This window comes from Micromonospora sp. NPDC023888, from assembly GCF_040639415.1.
Taxonomy (GTDB): Bacteria; Actinomycetota; Actinomycetes; order Mycobacteriales; family Micromonosporaceae; genus Micromonospora.
Genome location: NZ_JBEZZW010000033.1, coordinates 48166 through 67853, shown reverse-complemented (window position 1 = coordinate 67853; position 19688 = coordinate 48166). Strand labels below are relative to the sequence as shown.

Here is a 19688-nt window from a genome sequence, read left to right as displayed (position 1 = left end):
GGGTTCGACCTGCTGGTGGCCGGCGCTGGCGAACCGGCCGCTCGACAAGTAGCGTAGCTACGCATGAAGGCCCAGTCGTTGCACGGCCATCTCGACGCTCTGCTGCTCGCCGTGCTGGAGCAGGGCGAGCTGCACGGCTACGCCATCATCGAGGCGCTGCGGGACCGCAGTGACGGCAGCCTGGATCTGCCCACCGGCACCATCTATCCGGCGCTCCGTCGCCTGGAACGCGCGGGGCACGTGGCGAGCACCTGGAGCACTGTCAACGGTCGGGAGCGGCGGACGTACCAGCTCACCGACTCCGGCCGCCGGGCGCTTGCCGGGGAGCGTGCCGGTTGGCACGAGTTCCAACAGACCGTCGGCCGGTTCCTCGATCCCGGCAGCCCACCCGCCACCCCGGCCTGACCCTGCCGTCGAGGTGCCGGGCCCGTACCCGCCCGCACCCGACCCGGCCGACTGCGGACGCGGTGGGCGCGCAGGGCAGAGCAGCGCGGGTCAGCGGGCGACGGCCCGGAGCCAGCCGCGCGTCGCGCGGGTCAGCGAGAAGTACGCGCCGCCCACCAACACCGCACCGATGATCATCGGTGGCCAGCGCAGCGCCGCCTCCCAGATGTTGAGAGACCAGGTGAAGAGGGCGCAGCCGGTAAGCATGGCGAGAGCCAGCAGGCCGGTCAGGCCGGCGCCCACGGCCCGTTGCGCCACGACCAGACCCGGTCGGGTCGACCGGGCGCTCGCCGCGACGACCAGCAGGCCGGCCACCGCGAGCAGCAGCGTGCTCATCCAGATCCAGTCGACCGAGTTGGAGAGCAGCAGGTAGCCGGCCGGCGGGCGAGGACCGTCGCTCCAGCTCGCCCCGCGCCAGGTCAGGTCGCCGGCGGCCACCCCCACCCCGGCGACGGCCAACATCCGCAGGGAGAGGCCCCGCAGCGCGCCCACCGCCAGCTCGGCCTGCCAGGAGGGGAGCAACTGCGCCGGTGAGCCGAACTCGACCACCGCCCGGCGCTGCGCCTCCGTGGGCGGCACACCACTCTCCTGGTACGCCTCGACGGCGTCCAGCAGCCCGTGCCGGGCCTCGGTCAGCAGGTCGGACTTGAGTCGCGCCGGACCCTGCAACCGGGCGGCCAGCTCCCGCAGGTGCTCGTCGACAAACACATCCTCACAGCGCGGCATGCCACCACCCTGCCACGGACTCCGGAGCCCGGACGTCGGGGAGAACCCTGGTCCGTCCCCGAGCCCGGTCAGGGCGCGAGCGCCAGGTAACCCCGTTCGGCGGCCGCCTGGAGCAGCCACTGGTCCCGGTACCAGCCGTCGGTGGCGACCAGTTCGGCGTGGCGACCGCGCTGGATCACCCGACCGGCGTCGAGGACGACGATCTCGTCCAGGTCGGCGAGCCCACTGAGCCGGTGGGTGATCAGCAGCACCGAGTGCCCGGCGGGGGTGGCGGCGAGGGCGGACGCGAGCACCGCGTCCGCGGCGGTCGGGTCCAGCCCTTCGGTGGGCTCGTCGAGCACCAGCACCGGAGGCGCGGCGAGCAGGGCCCGAGCCAGCGCCAGCCGCTGCCGCTGGCCGCCGGAGAGCTGCCCGCCCTCCTCGCCGACAAGCGTGTCCCAACCCGCCGGCTGGGCGCGTACCCACTCCAGAAGGCCGGCCGCCGCGGTGGCCGCGGTCAGCTCCTCCTCGCCGGCCCCGGCCCGCCCGAGCAGCAGGTTCTCCCGGACCGTGGCATGGAAGACGTACGCCTCGGCGAGCAGGCCGCCGACCGCGCGGGGCAGCGCCTCCTCGGCGTACGCCGACAGGTCTCGACCGCCCAGGGTGACCCGGCCGGACACCGGCCGGACGGTGCCGGTCAGCACGGCGGCCAGGGTGCTCTTGCCGGCGCCGCTCGGGCCGACCACCGCGATCCTCCGCCCGGCCGGCAGGTCCAGGCTGACGCCGTCGAGGGCGGGCGCCGCACCGTCCCGGTACCGCACCGTCACGTCGTCGAAGCGCAGCTCGGGCGGACCGGTCGGGTCCGTGCTGCCGCCCTCGGCCGGGCGAGTCGGCGGGCCGCCGTCGAGCAGAGCGGCCACCCGGGCCAGGCCGGGTCGCAGTTGTGTCCACTGTCGGGCCGCCGCGACAAGCGCCAGGGTCACCTCGACGGCGGCCAGCGCGCCGACGGCCAGGACGCCCACCAGCACCCCGGGTACGTCGGCGGCCAGCGCGGCCAGCACCACCGCGGCGGCGGTCGACCCGGCGGTCAGCACCCCGGCCGCGTCCACGGCGAACCCGGTGGCGGCCAGCCGGCGTTCCAGCCGGGCCAGCCGGCGGGCACGTTCTTCGGCGGCGTGCAGCGCGCCGTCTGTCGCCCCGAACGCGGCCAGGTCGGCGGCGCCGTGGGTGAGGTCGATCGCGTCCGTGGCCAGTGCGCCGCGCAGCGGGGCCACCTCGGCCGCGCTGCGACGGGTGACCGCGGTGGCCAGCGCGGGCAGCGCCACGCCGGCAACCAGCAGCCCGACGGCGAGCGCGCCGGCTGCCGGCGGGGAGATCAGCGCCGCCACGGCGACCGCCAGCACACCGACCAGGGCCGCCGCCGAGCCCGGAACCAACACCCGCAGCAGCAGGTCCTGGACGGCCTCCACGTCGGAGACCAGCCGGCTCAGCACGTCCCCCGAGCGGTATACGGCGCTGCGGCGGGCCGCGAGGGTGGCGAAGACCTGGGCCCGGACGTCAGTGATCATGCGGAGTACCGCGTCGTGCCCGGCGAGCCGTTCGGTGTAGCGGAGCACGCCCCGACTGATCGCCAGCGCCCGGACCGCGACGATCGCCACGGTGAGCCGGTCCAGTGGGGGTTGACCGGCGGCGCTCATCAACAGCCAGGTGGCCGTGGCCATCAGGGCCAGCCCGGCGAACTCGGTGGCGGCCGCGAGCAGCCCGGCACCGACCAGGCGGCCCAGGTACGGCCGGGCCAGTCGCAACACGGCCCGTTCGGCGCCGGCTCGTCCGCGCGGTGCGGCGTCGGCGGTGGCCCGCCCGCGTGGTGCCGGGTCGGCTACCGGCGTCGTGTCTGCCGGGTCCGCCGCGCTCATCGGGGCGCCTTTCCGGTCGGTTCGGGTGTCAGCTCGGTGACCCGACCGTCCTCGACCCGCAGGATCCGGTCGGCGTCGGCGAGCAGCGCCGGTCGGTGCGCGACCAACAGCGCGGTCCGTCCGGCGACCAGACGGCGGGTGGCGTCGAGCACCACCGCCTCGGCGGCCGTGTCGAGGCGGGCGGTGGGTTCGTCGAGCAGCACCACCGGTGCGGCGCGCAGGAAGGCCCGTGCCAACGCGACCCGCTGCCGCTGCCCGCTGGACAGGCCGTGCCCGCGTTCGCCGAGCAGCGTGTCCAGGCCGTCCGGCAGGCCGGCCACCACGTCGTCCAGGGCGGCGTCGTGCACCGCCGCGGCCAGCACGTCGGGCGGGGTGTCCGGTGCGCCGAGCCGGATGTTGTCGGCAAGCGAGGCGGCGAAGAGGTGAGCCCGCTGCGGCACCCAGGCGAGCTGCCGGCGCCAGGTGTCCGGGTCGGCGGTGGCGAGGTCGACCCCGTCCACTGTGACCCGGCCACTGGTCGGGGTCACGAAGCCGAGCAGCAGACCGAGCAGGGTGCTCTTGCCGGCGCCGCTGGGTCCGATGATGGCGATCCGTTCACCAGGTCGGATGGTCAGGCTCACGTCCCGCAGCGCGGTGGTCCGTTCGTACGCCACGGTCACCGCCTCGAACCGGATCTCCCGTCGCGCATCCGGGGTGGTGGCGCCCTCGGCGGCGCGGGGTGCGACGGGCGCGGCCGAGATGGTCAGTGCCTCGTCCAGCGCGGCGAGCCCCTCCATGCTGGCGTGGAAGCGGCTGCCGGCGGACCGCAGCGGCAGGTACGCCTCGGGGGTGAGCAGCAGCACCAGCAGCGCGGTCTGCAAGGCCAGCCCGCCGCCGAGCAGCCGGATGCCGACCGGCACCGCGACCAGGGCGACCGAGAGGGTGGCGACCAGCTCCAGCACGAGCGCGGACAGGAACGCGATGCGCAGCGTCTTCATGGTGGCGACGCGGTGTCCGTCGGCCATCCGGCGTACCACGTCGGTCTGTGCCCGGGCTCGCCCGAACGCGCGCAGCGTGGGCAGCCCGGCGACCATGTCCAGGAAGTGACCGCCGAGCAGCGACAGCCGCCGCCACTGCCGTTCGGTGGCGGCCTGCGCCTGCCACCCGAGCAGTGCGCCGAAGACCGGGATCAGCGGCAGGGTCACCGCGATGATCACCGCCGAGCTCCAGTCGGCGAAGACCACCCGGGCCAGCACCGCCAGTGGCACCGTGACGCTGAGCACCAACTGCGGCAGGTACCCGGTGAAGTAGGCGTCAAGTGCGTCCAACCCGCGGCCGGCCAGGGTGGCGAGCTGACCGGCCCGCTGCCCGGCCACCCAGCCGGGGCCGTGCCGGCCCACCGCGCCGAGCAGGTCGGCCCGCAGCGTCGCCTTGACCGTGGCGGCCACCCGCGCGGAGACCGTGCCCTGCGCCCAGACCAGCACCGAGCGGGCGGCGACCGCGATCACGAAGCCGGCCAACGCCTGTCGATCGAGCCGACCGTCGACGGCGGTGGCCAGCACCGCCGCGAGCGCGGTCGCCTGCGCCACGATCAACCCGGCGGCGAGCACACCCAGCAGCGCGAGCACGGCAAGATCGCGCCGGGCCGCGGGGACCCGGCGCAGCAGACGCGGGTCGAACGGACGGCGGTTCACCAGTACACCGGTGCCCTGCCGTCGGTCCGTCCTCGGAAAACCCACCAGCACATCGCCTGGAAGCCTAGTAGGGCCGGAAGCAGCGGCAGCGCCACCCAGCCGAGCAGCCGCAGGGTCGGCGCGCTGGCGGCGGCGTCGGCCACCGCCAGCGAGGCGCCCGGGTCGGTCGTGGACACCAGCACGTAGGGCCAGAGGGCGGCGCCGACAAGCGCCACCGGCAGCGCCAGGGCCGCGCCGGTGGCGACCAGGGCCCACCCGGGCCGCCGCCGCGCCAGCGCCGCGCGGGCCGCCAGCAGCGCCACCACGAGGAGCACCGGCAGGAGTACGGCCACCGCCGGCCGCTGGACCGCGTCGCGTACCCGGGCGGAGAGCAGGCCCACGACGGTGGCCAGCGCGACCGCGGTGAGCGCCACCGGCACCAGCCGGCGGGCCGTGCGGCCGACCACGGCGGCCTCGGCGGTCGGCAGTCGAAGGGTGAGGAAGGTCGCACCGTGCACCGCGACCAGAGCGACCATGGCCAGCCCGGCGGCGGCCGCGAACGGGGTGGCGAGGTGCGACACCCCGGCGACGTGCCCGTCGGCCTGACGGGGTACGCCCTGGAGCAGCGCGGCGAGCACCACACCCCAGCCCAGTGCGGCGAGTGCGCTGCCGATCGTCACGATGCGGTCCCACCGGGCGCGGATCCGCTCGTCGGTGTGCCGGCTGCGCAGTTGCACCCCGGCGGTGACCAGGATGACGCCGACCAGGGCGCCGGCGACGGCCGGATAGCAGCCGGCGAGCAACTCACCCTCCAGCAGCGGAAACGCGCCGAACAGGATGCCCACGGCAGCCACCAGCCAGACCTCGTTGCCGAGGAAGAACGGGCCGAGCGCGGTGAGCGTGGCCCGCCGCCCGGCCAGGCTTCCGCCCCGCGCGAGCAGCAGGCCGACGCCGTAGTCGTAGCCGGCGAGCACCAGATAGCTGGCGAAGAAGAGGCCGAGCAGGGCGTACCAGGCGAGATCCACGGTCTTCTCCTCAGATCCTCAGACGAGCGCGGGTTCGGGACGGGCCGGCTCGCCGGGTGGCGTCGGCGGGCGGCCGAGCGCCGGGTCGAGCGCGCCGCGTTTCGCGTGCCGGGCGAGCAGCACCCAGTTGGTGACGGCGAGGGTGCCCAGCAGCAGGCTGAAGCCGATCAGCGAGGCGAGCATCACCGGGGCGCCGACCGGGGAGACGGCCTGCTCGGTGGGGAGCAGCCCGTACGCCACCCAGGGTTGCCGGCCGACCTCCCGGGAGATCCAGCCGAGGATGACGGCGACGAACGGCAGCGGCAGGGCCAGCAGGACCAGCCAGAGCGGGAACCGCAACCGGATGATCCAGTCGCGGAAGAGCAGGGGCAGCAGCAACCAGACGCAGCCGAGGGTGAGACCGGTCAGGATCATGAAGCCGAGCCCGACGTTTGCCAGCACGGGCGGGGTGTAGTCGCCGGGGCCGAACCGCGCGGTCCACTCGGCGATCAGCGCCTGGGCCTCCGGCCCCTGGCCGCCGAACTTGGTCGGCTGCACGCCACCGACCGGGCCGAACTGCGCGAAACCGAAGCCCTGCACCAGGCTGATCGCCAACGCCGAGGTGACCAGGCCGATCCGCAGCGACGTGCGGAAGAGCGCGAAGTCAGGGGTGCGCCGGATCAGGTGCCACGCGCTGACCGCCGCCATCAGCATCCCGCCGATCAGCAACGCGGCCGACACCACGTGCCCGAACGCCATCCCGAGGGTGGGGTTGGTGAGGAGCGCGCCGAAGTCGGTGAGGTGGGCGATCCCGTCGCGGACCTCGTATCCGACCGGGTTCTGCAACCAGGAGTTCGCCACCATGATCCAGAAGGCCGACGCGTACGCGGTGATCGCCACACCCCAGAGCAGCGCCAGGTGGACACCCTTGCCGAGCCGGTGCCAGCCGAAGATCCACATTCCCAGGAACGTGGACTCCAGGAAGAACGCCACAAGCGTCTCCAGGGCCAGCGGCGCGCCGAAGACGTTGCCGACGTAGCGCGACAGGCCACTCCAGTTCAGGCCGAACTGGAACTCCATCACGATGCCGGTGGCGATCCCGAGCACGTAATTGATCACGTAGAGCTGACCCCAGTAGCGGGTCAGCCGCTCCCACTTCGGGTTGCCGGTGAGCACCCAGGCGGTCTGCATCCCGACCAGCAGGGTGACCAGCCCGAGCGTGACGACCACGAACAGGAAGTGGATCGAGGTGGTGGTGGCGAACTGCAGGCGGGCGAGGAGCAGGGTGTCCATGGCCGGCTCTCCGTAGTGTTGGCTCCCTTGTCGTAGCCACACTACACGTAGCTTCTCTACACGTCCGACTACTACGCGATGTCGTAAGCAAGTCTACGACATCACGTAGTAGTCGTGGGAACGGCAAGGCCGCGCTGGCCGCGTTGGGTGCGTCGACCGGTACGGGAGGGCGCGAGGGCGCGAGGGCCGCGAGGGCGCGAGGGATGGGAGGGCGCTGGGCGCGGCGGATGGTCGCGCGCGGGGGCGCTGGGGGTCAGCTGTTGGGGGTCAGCTCAGGAAGAGGGTGACGGGGAGAGCGACAAGCGTGGTGGCGACGGCGAGGGCGGTGGCGCCGAGCACCCGGGGTGGCTGGTCGCTTACCAGAAGACGCTGGACCCGTACGTCAAGATCACGGTCGCCCATGCCCAGCGCGCCCGCCGGGGTGATCCGGTGACCGGCGGCGGCGAACCGGCGCAGCGCCCCCGCCAACGGCGCCTCGGCGTGCAGCTCACGGGCCTTGTCGTCGGCCCGCATCTCGACCAGCAGGGCGACCCGCTCGTGTGCGTGGCGGACCCAGGCGAACCACGGCAACGCGCGGCACAGCGCGGTGAACGGCAGCAGCACCAGGTCGTGCCGCTCGTGGGCATGCGCGCGCTCGTGGCTGAGCACCGCGGCCAGCTCGGCCCGATCCAGCAGGCTCAGCGTGCCGGCGCTGACCACCACCTGCGGCTTCACGCCCGGCAGGCAGTACGCGGCGGCGCTCGGATGATCCAGCACCAGCGCGCCGGGCGCGGCGGGATCGTCCCGGGCGACCAGGGAGAGCAGGTCCCGGTGCCGGCGCTGGGCGCGTACGGTGCCGTGGATACTGCGAACGGTCGTGGTGACCAGCACCGCGCCGATGCCGAAGCCCACCCCGACGCCGGCAAGGTGGAAGGTGCTCATCCCGGCCGGCAGGGTGCCGTGGCCGAGGTCGTCGACGAGGGCGAGCAGCGCGCTTCCGGTCGGCAGGTCGTACGTGCTCAACCCGAGCGCCATCGGCAGGCCCATCGCGGAGAGACCCAGCGCCAACCCGACGGCCTGCCAGCAGATGATCGCCACTCGGGGGCTGCGCCACGTCCAGGTGGAGCGGGCCAGCACCTGAGCCGTCAGATAGCAGGCCAGCATGGTGGCGGCGAAGTGCACGGCGTAGGCCATGGCGTTCGCCCTACCGCTCCGCTGCCTCGCCGGCAGGTCGCCGGCCCGCCGGCCCGTCCACCCGGTCGGTCAGTTCGGCACCCGACCCGGCCAGGCTCGGCCCGTCTGGTTCGGCGGCACCCGTGCCACCGGCGGTGGTGTCCGGCCCGGTCAACCCGGCCTCGCTGCCGAGCGCCGCGCGCAGCACCTCGGCCTCGGTGCCGGTGACCGAGCGGGCGAAGCGCACAAGCGCGGCGTCCCGGCTGCCGCCCAGGTCGAGGGCGTCGAGCATGAGCTGGGCGATGTGCGCCTCGCGGCTGGCCGCTGGCCGGTACCGCCAGGCCCGACCTTCGCGTTCGCGCTGCACCATGCCCTTGCCGGCGAGCCGGTCCAGCACGGTCATCACCGTCGTGTACGCCAGCTCACGGCCATCGAGCGCGTCGGCCACCTCTCGCACGGTCACACCGTCGGACGTGCCGGGGACCACGTCCCACAACACGTCCATCACCGCACGCTCAAGATCGCCCAACCGAGTCACCGCCCAATCCTACCCCCGGTAGTAGACCCCCCACCCACCCAGCCGCCCCCACCCCGCCCCCACCCCACCCCACCCCACCCCAGCGGTGATCATGAGGTTGACCGGGCCGAGCGAGATCAAACACCCCGCCAACCCCATGATCGCCGACCAGGACCGGCGGAGCCGGTCAAGATCCGGACAAGAACAGGGTTGTTGCTGCCTCAGGCGCACGGGAGGCGGCAACAACCCTGAAGTTGCGCGGATCTTGACCGCGCCCCGGCAACCCAACCCGAGGCAGGACCCGTGAGCTGACCCACCCGACGAACCCGCCCCCCCACGTCAGGTTTTCGGGGGAGCCCCACCCGCGGAGGGATCAAGCCTGACCGCCCGGAGCGGGTGGGGCTCCCCCGAAAACCAAAGGCCGGGAACGAAATCACACCCCCTTGGGGTGCCACACCGTCTTCGTCTCCAGCAGCACGGTCATCCGGGCCAGGCCCGGGTCGGCCGACCAGTCGTGGTCGGCAGGGGCGGGGCGGAGCACCCGCTTCAGGTTCTCCGCGGCCTTGACCTCAAGGTCGGTGGCGAGTGCGGTGTCGGTCACCCCGGTCAGGTCGATGGCGTTGACGTCCATGTGGGAAGCCAGCGCCGGCACGGTCTCGGTGATCGCGCCGGTGAGGATGTTGACCACCCCACCGGGCAGGTCGGAGGTGGCCAGCACCTCGGCAAGCGTCACCGCCGCCAGTGGCTCCGACGGCGACGCCGCCACCACCACCGTGTTGCCGGAGACGATCGCCGGGGCGATCACGCTGACCAGGCCGAGCAGCGCCGGGCGCTCCGGGGCGACAACCGCGACCACGCCGGTCGGCTCGGGCGCGGAGAGGTTGAAGTACGGGCCGGCGACAGGGTTGGCGCCGCCGTACACCTGGGCGAGCTTGTCGGCCCAGCCGGCGTACCAGACCCAGCGGTCCACCGCGGCGTCCACCTCGTCGCCGGGGATGCCCAGGGCGACGAACTGTTCGCGGCGGCCTTCCAGCATCTCGGCGGCCCGGTAGAGGATCTGACCCCGGTTGTACGCGGTCGCCCCGGCCCAGCCCTTCACGGCGGCGCGGGCGGCGACCACCGCGTCCCGGGCGTCCTTGCGGGAGGCCAGTGACACATTCGAGGACTGCACGAGATACGACCGTCCCGACTCGCTGCGCGGGAACTTCCCGCCGATGAAGAGCTTGTACGTCTTGCGTACCGCGACCCGCTCAGACATTGAGGTAGCCCTCCAGCCCGTGCCGGCCGCCCTCGCGACCGTAACCCGACTCCTTGTAGCCACCGAACGGCGAGGTGGGGTCGAACTTGTTGAACGTGTTGGCCCACACCACGCCGGCGCGCAGCCGGTCGGCCATCCACAGGATCCGGGAGCCCTTGTCGGTCCAGATCCCCGCCGACAGCCCGTACGGCGTGTTGTTGGCCTTCTCCACGGCCTCGGCCGGGGTGCGGAAGGTGAGCACCGACAGCACCGGCCCGAAGATCTCCTCGCGGGCGATCCGGTGTGCCTGGGTGACGCCTGTGAAGATCGTCGGCGCGAACCAGAAGCCACGGTCGGGCAGCTCGCACGGCGGTGACCAGCGTTCGGCGCCCTCGGCGGAGCCGGCGTCGGACAGCTCGCGGATCCGCTCCAACTGGGCGGCGGAGTTGATCGCGCCGACATCGGTGTTCTTGTCGAGTGGGTCGCCGACGCGGAGTTGGGCCATCCGCCGCTTCAACGACTCCAGCACGCGGTCGGCCACGTTCTCCTGCACCAGCAGCCGGGAGCCGGCGCAGCAGACGTGCCCCTGGTTGAAGAAGATGCCGTTGACGATGCCCTCGACGGCCTGGTCGATCGGCGCGTCGTCGAAGACGATGTTGGCGGCCTTGCCACCCAGCTCCAGGGTGAGCTTCTTGCTGGTGCCGGCGACGGACCGGGCGATGGCCCGGCCGACCTCGGTGGAGCCGGTGAAGGCGACCTTGTCCACGCCGGGGTGCTCGACCAGGGCGCGGCCGGTGTCGCCCGCCCCGGTGACGATGTTGACCACGCCGGCCGGCAGGTCGGCCTGCTGGCAGATCTCGGCGAAGAGCAGCGCGGTCAGCGGGGTGGTCTCGGCCGGCTTCAGCACCACAGTGTTGCCCGCGGCGAGCGCCGGGGCGATCTTCCACGCGAGCATGAGCAGCGGGAAGTTCCACGGGATGACCTGCGCGGCGACACCGATCGGCTGCGGGTTGGCGCCGAAACCGGCGTGCGGAAGCTTGTCGGCCCAGCCGGCGTAGTAGAAGAAGTGCGCGGCGACAAGCGGCAGGTCGACGTCGCGGGACTCGCGGATCGGCTTGCCGTTGTCGAGGGATTCCAGGACGGCCAGCTCGCGGGAGCGTTCCTGGATGAGCCGGGCGATCCGGTACAGGTACTTGGCCCGGTCCCGGCCCGGCATCGGACCCCAGACCTTGTCGTACGCCTTGCGGGCGGCGCGCACGGCGCGCTCCACGTCGGCGGCGCCGGCCTCGGCGATCTCGGCCAGCACCTCCTCGGAGGCGGGGTTGATCGACTTGAAGCTGCCGCCGTCGGTCGGGTCGACGAAATCACCGTCGATGAACAGCCCGTACGAGGGCTTGAGGTCCACCACCGAGCGGGACTCGGGGGCGGGGGCGTATTCGAACATCGGCTATCAGTCCAGGGTGAAGTAGTCGGGACCGGAGTAGGTGCCGGTCGTCAGCTTGGTGCGCTGCATCAGCAGGTCGTTGAGCAGGCTGGACGCGCCGAAGCGGAACCAGTCCGGGTCGAGCCAGTCCGGGCCGACTGTCTCGTTGACCATCACCAGGTACTTGATGGCGTCCTTGGTGGTCTTGATGCCACCGGCGGGCTTCACGCCCACCTGCCGCCCGGTCGCCTCGCGGAAGTCGCGGACCGCTTCCAGCATCACCAGGCTCACCGGCATGGTCGCCGCGATCGGGACCTTGCCGGTGGAGGTCTTGATGAAGTCGCCGCCGGCCAGCATGGCCAGCCAGGAGGCCCGCCGCACGTTGTCGTAGGTGGCCAGCTCGCCGGTTTCCAGGATCACCTTGAGGTGGGCGTCCCCGGAGGCTTCCTTGGTGGCCACGATCTCGTCGTAGACCTCCTTGTACCGCCCGGCCAGGAACGCTCCCCGGTTGATCACCATGTCGATCTCGTCGGCGCCGGCCGCGACGGCGGCCCGGGTGTCGGCGAGCTTGATCTCCAGCGGCGCCTGGCCCGACGGGAAGGCGGTCGCCACGCTGGCCAGGTGCACGTCGGACCCGCGCAGCACCTCGGCGACGTACGGGACCATCGCCGGGTAGACGCAGACCGCGCCGACGTGCGGGCAGGACGGGTCGGCGGGGTCCGGGCGCAGCGCCTTCGCGGCGAGCGCGCGCACCTTGCCGGGGGTGTCCGCCCCCTCCAGGGTGGTCAGGTCGACCATCCGAATCGCCAGGTCGATCGCCTGGGCCTTGGCGGTGGTCTTGATGGATCGGGTGCCGAGCTGTGCCGCCCGCTGCTCCGCGCCGACCTGGTCCACGCCCGGTAGGCCGTGCAGGAAGGTCCGCAGAGCGGTCTCGGATCGTCCCAGCTCGGAGAGCTCCGACCGGGCCGACGTCGTTGTCGCCGTCATGCCCCGAAGTCTACGCACCGGAAGGCCAAGTGATCTTGCTCACAGCGGGCGGGTGGGCGTGAGCGGCGTCGCTGGTCCGACCGCACCCGCACCGGCCTGCCGGACGGACCGGTAGGTTGAGCGATCGTGGACGTACACGTCATTGACCACCCGCTGGCCCAGTCGAGATTGACTGCCATGCGGGACGCGCACACCGATTCCTCGACGTTCCGGGCGGCGCTGCACGAACTGACCACCATGCTGGTGTACGAGGCGGCGCGCACCTTCCCCGTCGAGCGGTACCCGGTGCAGACGCCGGTCACCGGCACCGAGGGCACCCGGCTGGCCAATCCGCCGCTGCTGGTCCCGGTGCTGCGGGCCGGCCTGGGCATGGCGGACGCCGCGCTCGGCCTGCTGCCGGAGTCCTCGATGGGCTTCGTCGGCCTCGCCCGTGACGAGGAGACCTACGAGCCACGCGCGTACATGGAGTCGCTGCCCCGCGATCTGGCCGGGCTGCCGGTGCTGGTGCTGGACCCGATGCTGGCCACCGGTGGCTCGCTTGAGCACTCCTGTCGGCTGCTCGCCGACCGCGGCTGCACCGACATCACGGTGCTCTGCGTGCTCGCCGCGCCGGTCGGCATCGAGCGGCTGGAACGCTCCGGTCTGCCGTTGCGCCTGGTCACGGCCTCGATCGACGAGGGGCTCAACGACCGCATGTTCATCGTCCCCGGGCTCGGGGACGCCGGCGACCGCCAGTTCGGCGGCATGCCCCGCTTCTGAGTGCGGTACCCGGTCGGTGCCGGGTCCGGCGGGTCCGTGCGCGGGGTGCGCGGACCCGCTACCGTCTCCGGCCATGACTGGTGTTGCGCTCGCGGAGGAACTGCTTCTCCTCGCCTACGACGACACGACCGGCAAGGCGACCATGCCGCGGATCAGCCTGGACCTGGGCATGGCCGCCGCGGTGCTGGTCGAGCTGGCCCTGGCCGGCCGGATCGCGTACGCCGACGGATCGTTGGCGGTGATCGACCCGACGCCCACCGGCGAGCCGGTCGCCGACGAGGTGCTGGGCCGGGTCGCGGCTGACACCCCGCACAGCCCGGCCTCCTGGGTGCAGCGCCTGCGGCACGGCCTGCGGGACCGGATTCTCGGCGACCTGTGCAGCCAGGGCGTGGTCCGCGACGTCGACGAGACCGAGTTGGGCTTCATCCACGTGCACCGGTACCCGGTCGTGGACGCCTCCGTGGAGGCGGAGACCCGGCAGCGGCTGGCCGAGGCCCTGACCGGCGCGGCGGCCCCGGACGAGCGGACCGCCGCGTTGGCCACCCTGGTCGTGGTGCTGCGGATGGAGTCCGCGCTCGGGGTGGACGGCGAGACCGCCGCCGACGCGCGCCGCCGGTTGGAGGAGATCGCCACCGGCGCCGGCTTCTCCGGCGAGGTGAGCACCGACGACTCGGTGGTCCGTCCCTCGGTCGGCCTGGTCGTCGCCGCCCTGGGCCGGGCCGTCGACCAGGCCCTCGGTCCGCGCCGCTGACCGTCGGGTCGACCCCGCCGCTGACCGTCGGGCCGACCCCGCCGCTGACCGTCGGGCCGACCCCGCTCGCCGTGCCCTTTGCTCTGCACCCGCCCAGGCACCACGGACCGACTGTTCGTTCAACGGCGCTTCCGCGGGTGCAGAGCAAAGGGCGGACCTGTCATGGGTGGGCGCTGCGGGGTTCAGATGCCAAGGGCAGCGCTGACCTCAGCGCGGAGCGCGGCGACGGCCGACGCCGCCCGCCTGCGGGCCGTCGGGACGTCACCGTCCACGACCGGTTCCACCACCTCGAGGTACGCCTTGAGCTTCGGCTCGGTGCCGGACGGGCGGATCACCACCCGGGCCACCGCGGTACGCAGGATCACCACGTCCGCCTCGGGCAGCAGGTCCCGGACGCTGTCGACCGGCTGCCCGAGCAGGGTGGTCGGGGTGGCCGCCCGGATCCGGACCATCGCGTCGGTGATCACCCGCAGGTCGTCCACCCGGGCGGAGAGCTGGTCGGTGTGGTGCACGCCGAACTCGGCGGCCAACTCGTCAAGCCGGTCGGTCAACGTACGGCCCTGCGTCTTCAGGCCGGCGGCCAGCTCGGCCACGGTCAGCGCGGCGGTGATGCCGTCCTTGTCCCGGACGTGTTCCGGGGCGACGCAGTAGCCGAGCGCCTCCTCGTAGCCGAAGACCAGCGGTGCGCTGCCACCGCCGGCCCGCACGATCCACTTGAAGCCGGTGAGCGTCTCGTCGTAGGGCAGGCCCCGGGCCGCGCACATCGCCCGCAGCAGTGACGACGACACGATGGTGGTGGCGTACAGCCCGGTCACCCCGCGTCGCATCAGGTGGTCGGCGAGCAGCACACCCACCTCGTCGCCGCGCAGCATCCGCCAGGTCTGCCCGCCGTCGCCCGCGTGGTCGCGGACGACCACCGCGCACCTGTCGGCGTCCGGGTCGTTGGCGATGGCGAGGTCCGCGCCTGTGGAGTCGGCAAGCGCGATCAACCGGTCCACCGCCCCCGGCTCCTCCGGGTTGGGAAACGACACAGTCGGAAACGCCGGGTCCGGCTCGGCCTGGTCGGGCACCACACCGGGAACCGGGAAACCGGCGCGGGCGAAGGCGGCGGTGAGCACCGCCGCGCCCACCCCGTGCAGCGGGGTGTACGCCACGGTCAGGTCCCGGGGCCCGTCCGGGTCGATCACCGCGGTGGCCCGTTCCACGTACACGGCGACCAGGTCGTCACCGAGCACCTGCCCGGGTGGGCCCAGCGGCACCTGGGTCAGCGGGCCGACCGCCCGGATGGCCGCCTCGATACCGGCGTCGGCGGGCGGCACGATCTGCGCTCCGGCACCCAGCTCACCGCCCAGTTCCGCGCCGAGGTAGACCTTGTAGCCGTTGTCCTGGGGCGGGTTGTGGCTGGCCGTGACCATCACTCCGGCGACCCCGCCGAGGTGGCGCACCGCGTACGCCAGCACCGGGGTGGGCAGTGGGCGGGGCAGCAGCAGCGCCGGCCGGCCCGCGCCCGTGGACACCTGGGCGGTGCGTTCGGCGAACTGCCGGGAGCCGTGCCGAGCGTCGTACCCGATCACCAGGGGACCGGTGCCACCCTGGGCCGCCAGCCAGCCGACCAGGCCGGCAGCGGCCTGGGTGACCACGGCGAGGTTCATGCCGTTCGGGCCGGCGCGCAGCGGGCCGCGCAGGCCCGCCGTGCCGAAGGTCAGCGGGCCGGCGAACCGGTCGGCCAACTCCGGGGCGCTCGCCGGCAGCCGGTCGAGCACCGCCGTCAGCTCATCCCGGCTGGCCGGGTCGGGGTCGTCGGCCAGCCAACGCCGGGCTTGCTCGCGAATGTCGTCGATGTCAGTGGTGTCCGCCGCCATGCCCCTTGATAGCACGGCGGCGGATCACCGCTGTCGGTTCCCTGGGCTCAGCCTTCCCCGGTGAGCTGGAACGTCCTGACCATCTCGTCGAAGATCGGCTTGCTCTCCGCGAACTTGGCGTCCGTCGCGGTGAGGTAGAACGAGTACGCCTTGCCGCCCTCGGCCACGCCACGCCAGACGCCGTGCCGCATGACGTCGCCCTCGCCGCAGGTGTATTCGAATTCGGCGGCCGGCTTGCTGGCCAGCTCGGTCTGGGCGGCGTTGACCTGCTGGTACGGCTTGACGCAGGAGGTGCTCCTGGTCTTGAGACCGTTTTCCGCCGTCTCCGCCCAGCGGTTGGAGTCGCTCGACCACTTCTCGGTGATGATGCGGACCTTGCGGCCGCTGTCCTCCGGGTCGATGTAGTCGGTGTACGAGCCTCCGGTGGCCTTCTTCCAGCCCTTCGGGACCATGACCTGGATGCCGCGGGCCGCGTGCTCCTGCATCTCGACGGCGGGAGCCGCCGGGGCGGACGCGCTGGGCTGCGCCGCCGGAGTGTTCGGCGGCGGGTCGTCGCCGCTGGAGAGGGCCACCACGGTGAGCAGCAGCACGACGGCCAACCCGCCGGCCGCGGCGAGCTGCACCTTGCGGGGCCAGCCCTTGACCGTGCTGACGAGCTGACCGCCGGTGGCGCGGACCTTGTCGAGAGCGCCGCCGCCGCCCGAAGCGGCGGGCGGGGTGGCCCAGGGCTGGCCGGTGCCCGGCACCGACCACTGGTTGCCGCCCCCGTAGGTGCCGCCGATGCGTTGGGTGGCCTCCGGTGCGCCGCCGTATCCGACCTGCTGGGTGGCGTCGGCCGGGCTGCCGTAGCTGACCCGCTGGGTGGCGTCGGGATGCGCGCCGGCGTCCACCCGCTGAGTGGTGTCGGCGCTGCCGCCGTAGGTGCGCCCGGCGGGAGGCTGGCCGGGACCGGGCATCGCGCCGGTGGGGGTGTGCAGCGGGCCGGACAACGCGTCGGCGCTGGTCTCGTCGAAACCGGTGGCACCTGTCGGGGCGGCCGGCTGCGGGCGCTCGCCCCGGCGCAACGCGGCCAGCCGGTCGGTCAGGGACTCACCCGGCGCCAACATCGCCTTGCCGCCGATCTGGTTGTCCGGCTTCGGCTCCGACGGGGGCGGCGGGAGGACGGGCACCGGGCGTTGCTGCACCGGCACCACCGCGTACGGGTCGGTGACCGAGTGCACAGCGGTGGCGGTGCTGCCGAGCGGGCCGGCGAGCAGCTCGCGCAACATGGCCCGGGAGGTGTGCACGTCCAGCCGGCGCGCCGGGTCCTTCTCCAGCAGGCCCATCAGCACCCGGGTCAGCGGGCCGCTGCGCTGCGGCGGAGCCGGCGGGTCCTCGACCACGGCGTGCATGGTCTCGATCGGGTCACCCTTGTCGAACGGGGGTCGCCCCTCCACCGCCGTGTAGAGCGTCACACCCAGCGAGAAGAGGTCGCTGGGCGGGCCGAACTCCTGGCCCATGGCCCGCTCGGGCGAGATGAAGTGCGGCGAGCCGAGCACCATGCCGGGGGTGGTGAGCTGCACGTCGGTGGGCATCCGAGCCACCCCGAAGTCGGTGAGCACGCACCGCCCGTCGGTGCAGATCAGCACGTTCGCCGGTTTGACGTCGCGGTGCAGCACGCCGATCGCGTGGGCCACCTCCAACGCGCCGAGCAGCGCTATGCCGATCTTGGCGACGGCGCGGGGCGCGACCGGCCCGTCCTCGATCACCATGTCGGCGAGGCTGCGGGCGTCCAGCAGCTCCATCACGATCCACGGCCGGCCGGCCTCGGTGACCACGTCGTACACCTGCACCACGGCCGGGTGCTGGATGGCGGCGGCGGCGCGGGCCTCGCGCAGGGTGCGTTCGTACATGGCGTCGCGGTCGCTGGGGGCCAGCCCCGGAGGCAGGACGACCTCCTTCACCGCCACGTCGCGGCGGAGCAGGGTGTCGGTGGCACGCCACACCGTGCCCATGCCGCCGTTGCCCACCGAGGACCGCAGCGAGTACCGGTCACCGATGGTGGTGCCGGGTGCTGCGCGGCCGTTGGCGGGACTGACCGGTCCGCCGCTCCACGTCGGGATCTGAGTCACAGAAAAGCCACCGGGGGAAATCGAGGGGGGCTGGGACACAACCCCCCTATCTTGCTGGTTCCGACGCCCGATGCGAAAGCCGACGCGACGGACGTTTATCGAAGTCGACAGAAAGTGCCTCGTCGTTCACCTGCTGTCGACGGCTCGGGACGGGCTGTGCGGTATCCCTCACCCGGCGAGATGCCGGCGCGTCCTACCATCCGGGGATGAACGAACGGCGGTCAAGCGAGTCCGGTTTTCCGATCAAGGGCGTCTACACGGGCGCGGACCTTCCGGAGGACCTGGACTCCCGGCTGGGCGCCCCCGGCGAGTTCCCGTACACCCGGGGCGTCTACCCCACCATGTACACCTCCCGTCCGTGGACCATGCGCCAGTACGCCGGCTTCGGCACCGCCACCGAGTCCAACGCGCGGTACCACCAGTTGTTGCGGGCCGGCACGATGGGCCTCTCGGTCGCGTTCGACCTGCCGACCCAGATGGGCTACGACTCCGACGAGCCGATCGCGCACGGCGAGGTCGGCAAGGTGGGCGTCGCCATCGACTCCATCGAGGACATGCGGCTGCTCTTCGCCGACATCCCGCTGGACAAGGTCTCCACCTCGATGACCATCAACGCACCCGGCTCGGTGCTGCTGCTGCTCTACCAGCTCGTCGCCGAGGAGAACGGGGTGGCCGGCTCGGCGCTCAACGGCACGATCCAGAACGACATCCTCAAGGAGTACATCGCGCGGGGCACGTACATCTTCCCGCCGAAGCCGTCGCTGCGCCTGGTCGCGGACACCTTCGCGTACTGCCGCAAGGAGGTGCCGAAGTGGAACACCATCTCCATCTCCGGCTACCACATGGCCGAGGCCGGCGCGACGCCCGCGCAGGAGATCGCGTTCACCCTGGCCAACGGCGTCGAGTACGTGCGTGCGGCGCTGGCCGCCGGGCTCGCGGTGGACGACTTCGCGCCGCGGCTGTCGTTCTTCTTCGTGGCCCGCACCACACTGCTGGAGGAGGTGGCGAAGTTCCGCGCCGCCCGCCGGATCTGGGCCCGACTGATGCACGACGACTTCGGCGCGAAGGATCCGAAGTCGATGATGCTGCGTTTCCACACCCAGACCGCGGGTGTGCAGCTCACCGCCCAGCAGCCGGAGGTGAACCTGGTCCGGGTGGCGGTGCAGGGGCTCGGCGCGGTGCTCGGCGGCACGCAGTCGCTGCACACCAACAGCTTCGACGAGGCGATCGCGCTGCCCACCGAGAAGGCGGCCCGGCTCGCGCTGCGTACCCAGCAGGTGCTGGCGTACGAGACCGACCTGACCGCCACCGTCGACCCGTTCGCCGGGTCGTACGTGGTGGAGGCGATGACCGCCGAGATCGAGGCCGCCGCGCTCGAGTTGATGGAGCGGGTGGCCGACCACGGCTCGGCGGTGGACGCGATCGAGGCCGGGTTCCAGAAGCGGGAGATCGAGCAGTCCGCGTACCGGATCGCGCAGGAGATCGACTCGGGTGAGCGGGTGGTGGTCGGGCTCAACCGGTTCACCGTGGACGAGGAGGAGCCGTACGAGCCGCTGCGCGTCGACCCGACGATCGAGGCGGCCCAGGCCGAGCGGCTGGCGCGGTTGCGCTCCGAGCGGGACGGCGAGGCCGTGACCCGTGCCCTCGCCGACCTGCGGGCCGCCGCGGAGGGCTCGGACAACGTGCTCTACCCGATGAAGGAGGCGCTGCGGGCCCGGGCCACCGTGGGTGAGGTCTGCGGGACCCTGCGCGAGGTGTGGGGGCTGTACCGGCCCACCGACCGCTTCTGAGCGTCCCGGGTCGTGGCCGCGGTGTGTCCGTCGCGTCGGGCGGGTACCGGGTCGGAGGAGCGCGGACGCACAGGGTGTGCGCCCG

Annotated in this window: 16 protein-coding genes; 4 read left to right on the top strand and 12 right to left on the bottom strand. The window is 72.9% G+C overall.

Annotated features, from left to right (window positions below):
• Positions 1 to 63: 63 nt before the first annotated feature.
• Positions 64 to 405 carry a helix-turn-helix transcriptional regulator gene (locus tag AB0F61_RS25715; protein ID WP_357814292.1) on the top strand — a complete coding sequence of 114 codons (342 nt, stop codon included), beginning with the start codon at positions 64 to 66 and terminating at the stop codon, positions 403 to 405.
• Positions 406 to 495: 90 nt separating this feature from the next.
• Here the strand turns inward: AB0F61_RS25715 and AB0F61_RS25710 are convergent, their stop codons facing one another.
• The 10 genes from AB0F61_RS25710 to deoC all read right to left on the bottom strand — a co-directional run bounded on the left by AB0F61_RS25710 (position 496) and on the right by deoC (position 12330).
• On the bottom strand, positions 496 to 1170 hold the full coding sequence (locus tag AB0F61_RS25710) for a permease prefix domain 1-containing protein (RefSeq protein ID WP_357814290.1): 675 nt from the start codon (positions 1168 to 1170) through the stop codon (positions 496 to 498).
• A gap of 68 nt (positions 1171 to 1238) precedes the next feature.
• Positions 1239 to 3065 carry a thiol reductant ABC exporter subunit CydC gene (gene cydC, locus AB0F61_RS25705; RefSeq protein ID WP_357814287.1) on the bottom strand — a complete coding sequence of 609 codons (1827 nt, stop codon included), beginning with the start codon at positions 3063 to 3065 and terminating at the stop codon, positions 1239 to 1241.
• Entirely contained in the window at positions 3062 to 4738 is a 1677-nt protein-coding gene (cydD, locus tag AB0F61_RS25700; protein ID WP_357814284.1) for a thiol reductant ABC exporter subunit CydD, read from the bottom strand. The genes cydC and cydD overlap by 4 nt, the downstream gene beginning before the upstream one ends.
• Positions 4735 to 5742, bottom strand: coding sequence for a cytochrome d ubiquinol oxidase subunit II (locus AB0F61_RS25695; RefSeq protein WP_357814281.1), 1008 nt, complete (start codon positions 5740 to 5742; stop codon positions 4735 to 4737). Before AB0F61_RS25695 ends, cydD begins: the two co-directional genes overlap by 4 nt.
• 18 nt (positions 5743 to 5760) lie before the next feature.
• Positions 5761 to 7014 carry a cytochrome ubiquinol oxidase subunit I gene (locus AB0F61_RS25690; protein ID WP_357814278.1) on the bottom strand — a complete coding sequence of 418 codons (1254 nt, stop codon included), beginning with the start codon at positions 7012 to 7014 and terminating at the stop codon, positions 5761 to 5763.
• A gap of 267 nt (positions 7015 to 7281) precedes the next feature.
• Positions 7282 to 8187, bottom strand: coding sequence for a M56 family metallopeptidase (locus tag AB0F61_RS25685; protein ID WP_357814276.1), 906 nt, complete (start codon positions 8185 to 8187; stop codon positions 7282 to 7284).
• Positions 8188 to 8197: 10 nt separating this feature from the next.
• Positions 8198 to 8704 carry a BlaI/MecI/CopY family transcriptional regulator gene (locus tag AB0F61_RS25680; protein WP_357814274.1) on the bottom strand — a complete coding sequence of 169 codons (507 nt, stop codon included), beginning with the start codon at positions 8702 to 8704 and terminating at the stop codon, positions 8198 to 8200.
• 412 nt (positions 8705 to 9116) lie between these two features.
• Positions 9117 to 9941 (bottom strand): aldehyde dehydrogenase family protein, encoded by an 825-nt coding sequence (locus AB0F61_RS25675; protein WP_357814272.1) that lies wholly within the window; start codon positions 9939 to 9941, stop codon positions 9117 to 9119.
• Complete coding sequence (locus AB0F61_RS25670) at positions 9934 to 11364, bottom strand: aldehyde dehydrogenase family protein (protein WP_357814270.1); 1431 nt, start codon at positions 11362 to 11364, stop codon at positions 9934 to 9936. Before AB0F61_RS25670 ends, AB0F61_RS25675 begins: the two co-directional genes overlap by 8 nt.
• A gap of 6 nt (positions 11365 to 11370) precedes the next feature.
• Positions 11371 to 12330, bottom strand: a complete 960-nt coding sequence (gene deoC / locus AB0F61_RS25665; RefSeq protein ID WP_357366368.1) for a deoxyribose-phosphate aldolase — start codon at positions 12328 to 12330, stop codon at positions 11371 to 11373.
• Between the two features lie 126 nt (positions 12331 to 12456).
• On the opposite strand from deoC, the gene upp reads away from it, so the two are divergent.
• A complete protein-coding gene (gene upp / locus AB0F61_RS25660; RefSeq protein ID WP_357814267.1) occupies positions 12457 to 13089 on the top strand; it encodes a uracil phosphoribosyltransferase in 633 nt (210 codons plus the stop codon).
• 73 nt (positions 13090 to 13162) lie between these two features.
• Positions 13163 to 13840: a GPP34 family phosphoprotein gene (locus AB0F61_RS25655; protein WP_357814264.1), complete on the top strand. Its 678-nt coding sequence runs from the start codon at positions 13163 to 13165 to the stop codon at positions 13838 to 13840.
• A 182-nt stretch (positions 13841 to 14022) separates the two neighbouring features.
• Here the strand turns inward: AB0F61_RS25655 and AB0F61_RS25650 are convergent, their stop codons facing one another.
• Together AB0F61_RS25650 and AB0F61_RS25645 are read right to left on the bottom strand one after the other, a co-directional pair.
• The gene (locus tag AB0F61_RS25650) at positions 14023 to 15702 is read right to left on the bottom strand and encodes a phospho-sugar mutase (RefSeq protein WP_357814261.1); all 1680 of its coding nucleotides are present in this window, start codon (positions 15700 to 15702) and stop codon (positions 14023 to 14025) included.
• Positions 15703 to 15749: 47 nt separating this feature from the next.
• Complete coding sequence (locus tag AB0F61_RS25645; protein WP_357814258.1) at positions 15750 to 17813, bottom strand: protein kinase; 2064 nt, start codon at positions 17811 to 17813, stop codon at positions 15750 to 15752.
• Between the two features lie 206 nt (positions 17814 to 18019).
• Between AB0F61_RS25645 and AB0F61_RS25640 the strand changes: the two genes are divergently transcribed.
• Positions 18020 to 19603, top strand: coding sequence for a methylmalonyl-CoA mutase family protein (locus AB0F61_RS25640; protein ID WP_357814255.1), 1584 nt, complete (start codon positions 18020 to 18022; stop codon positions 19601 to 19603).
• Positions 19604 to 19688: the final 85 nt, after the last annotated feature.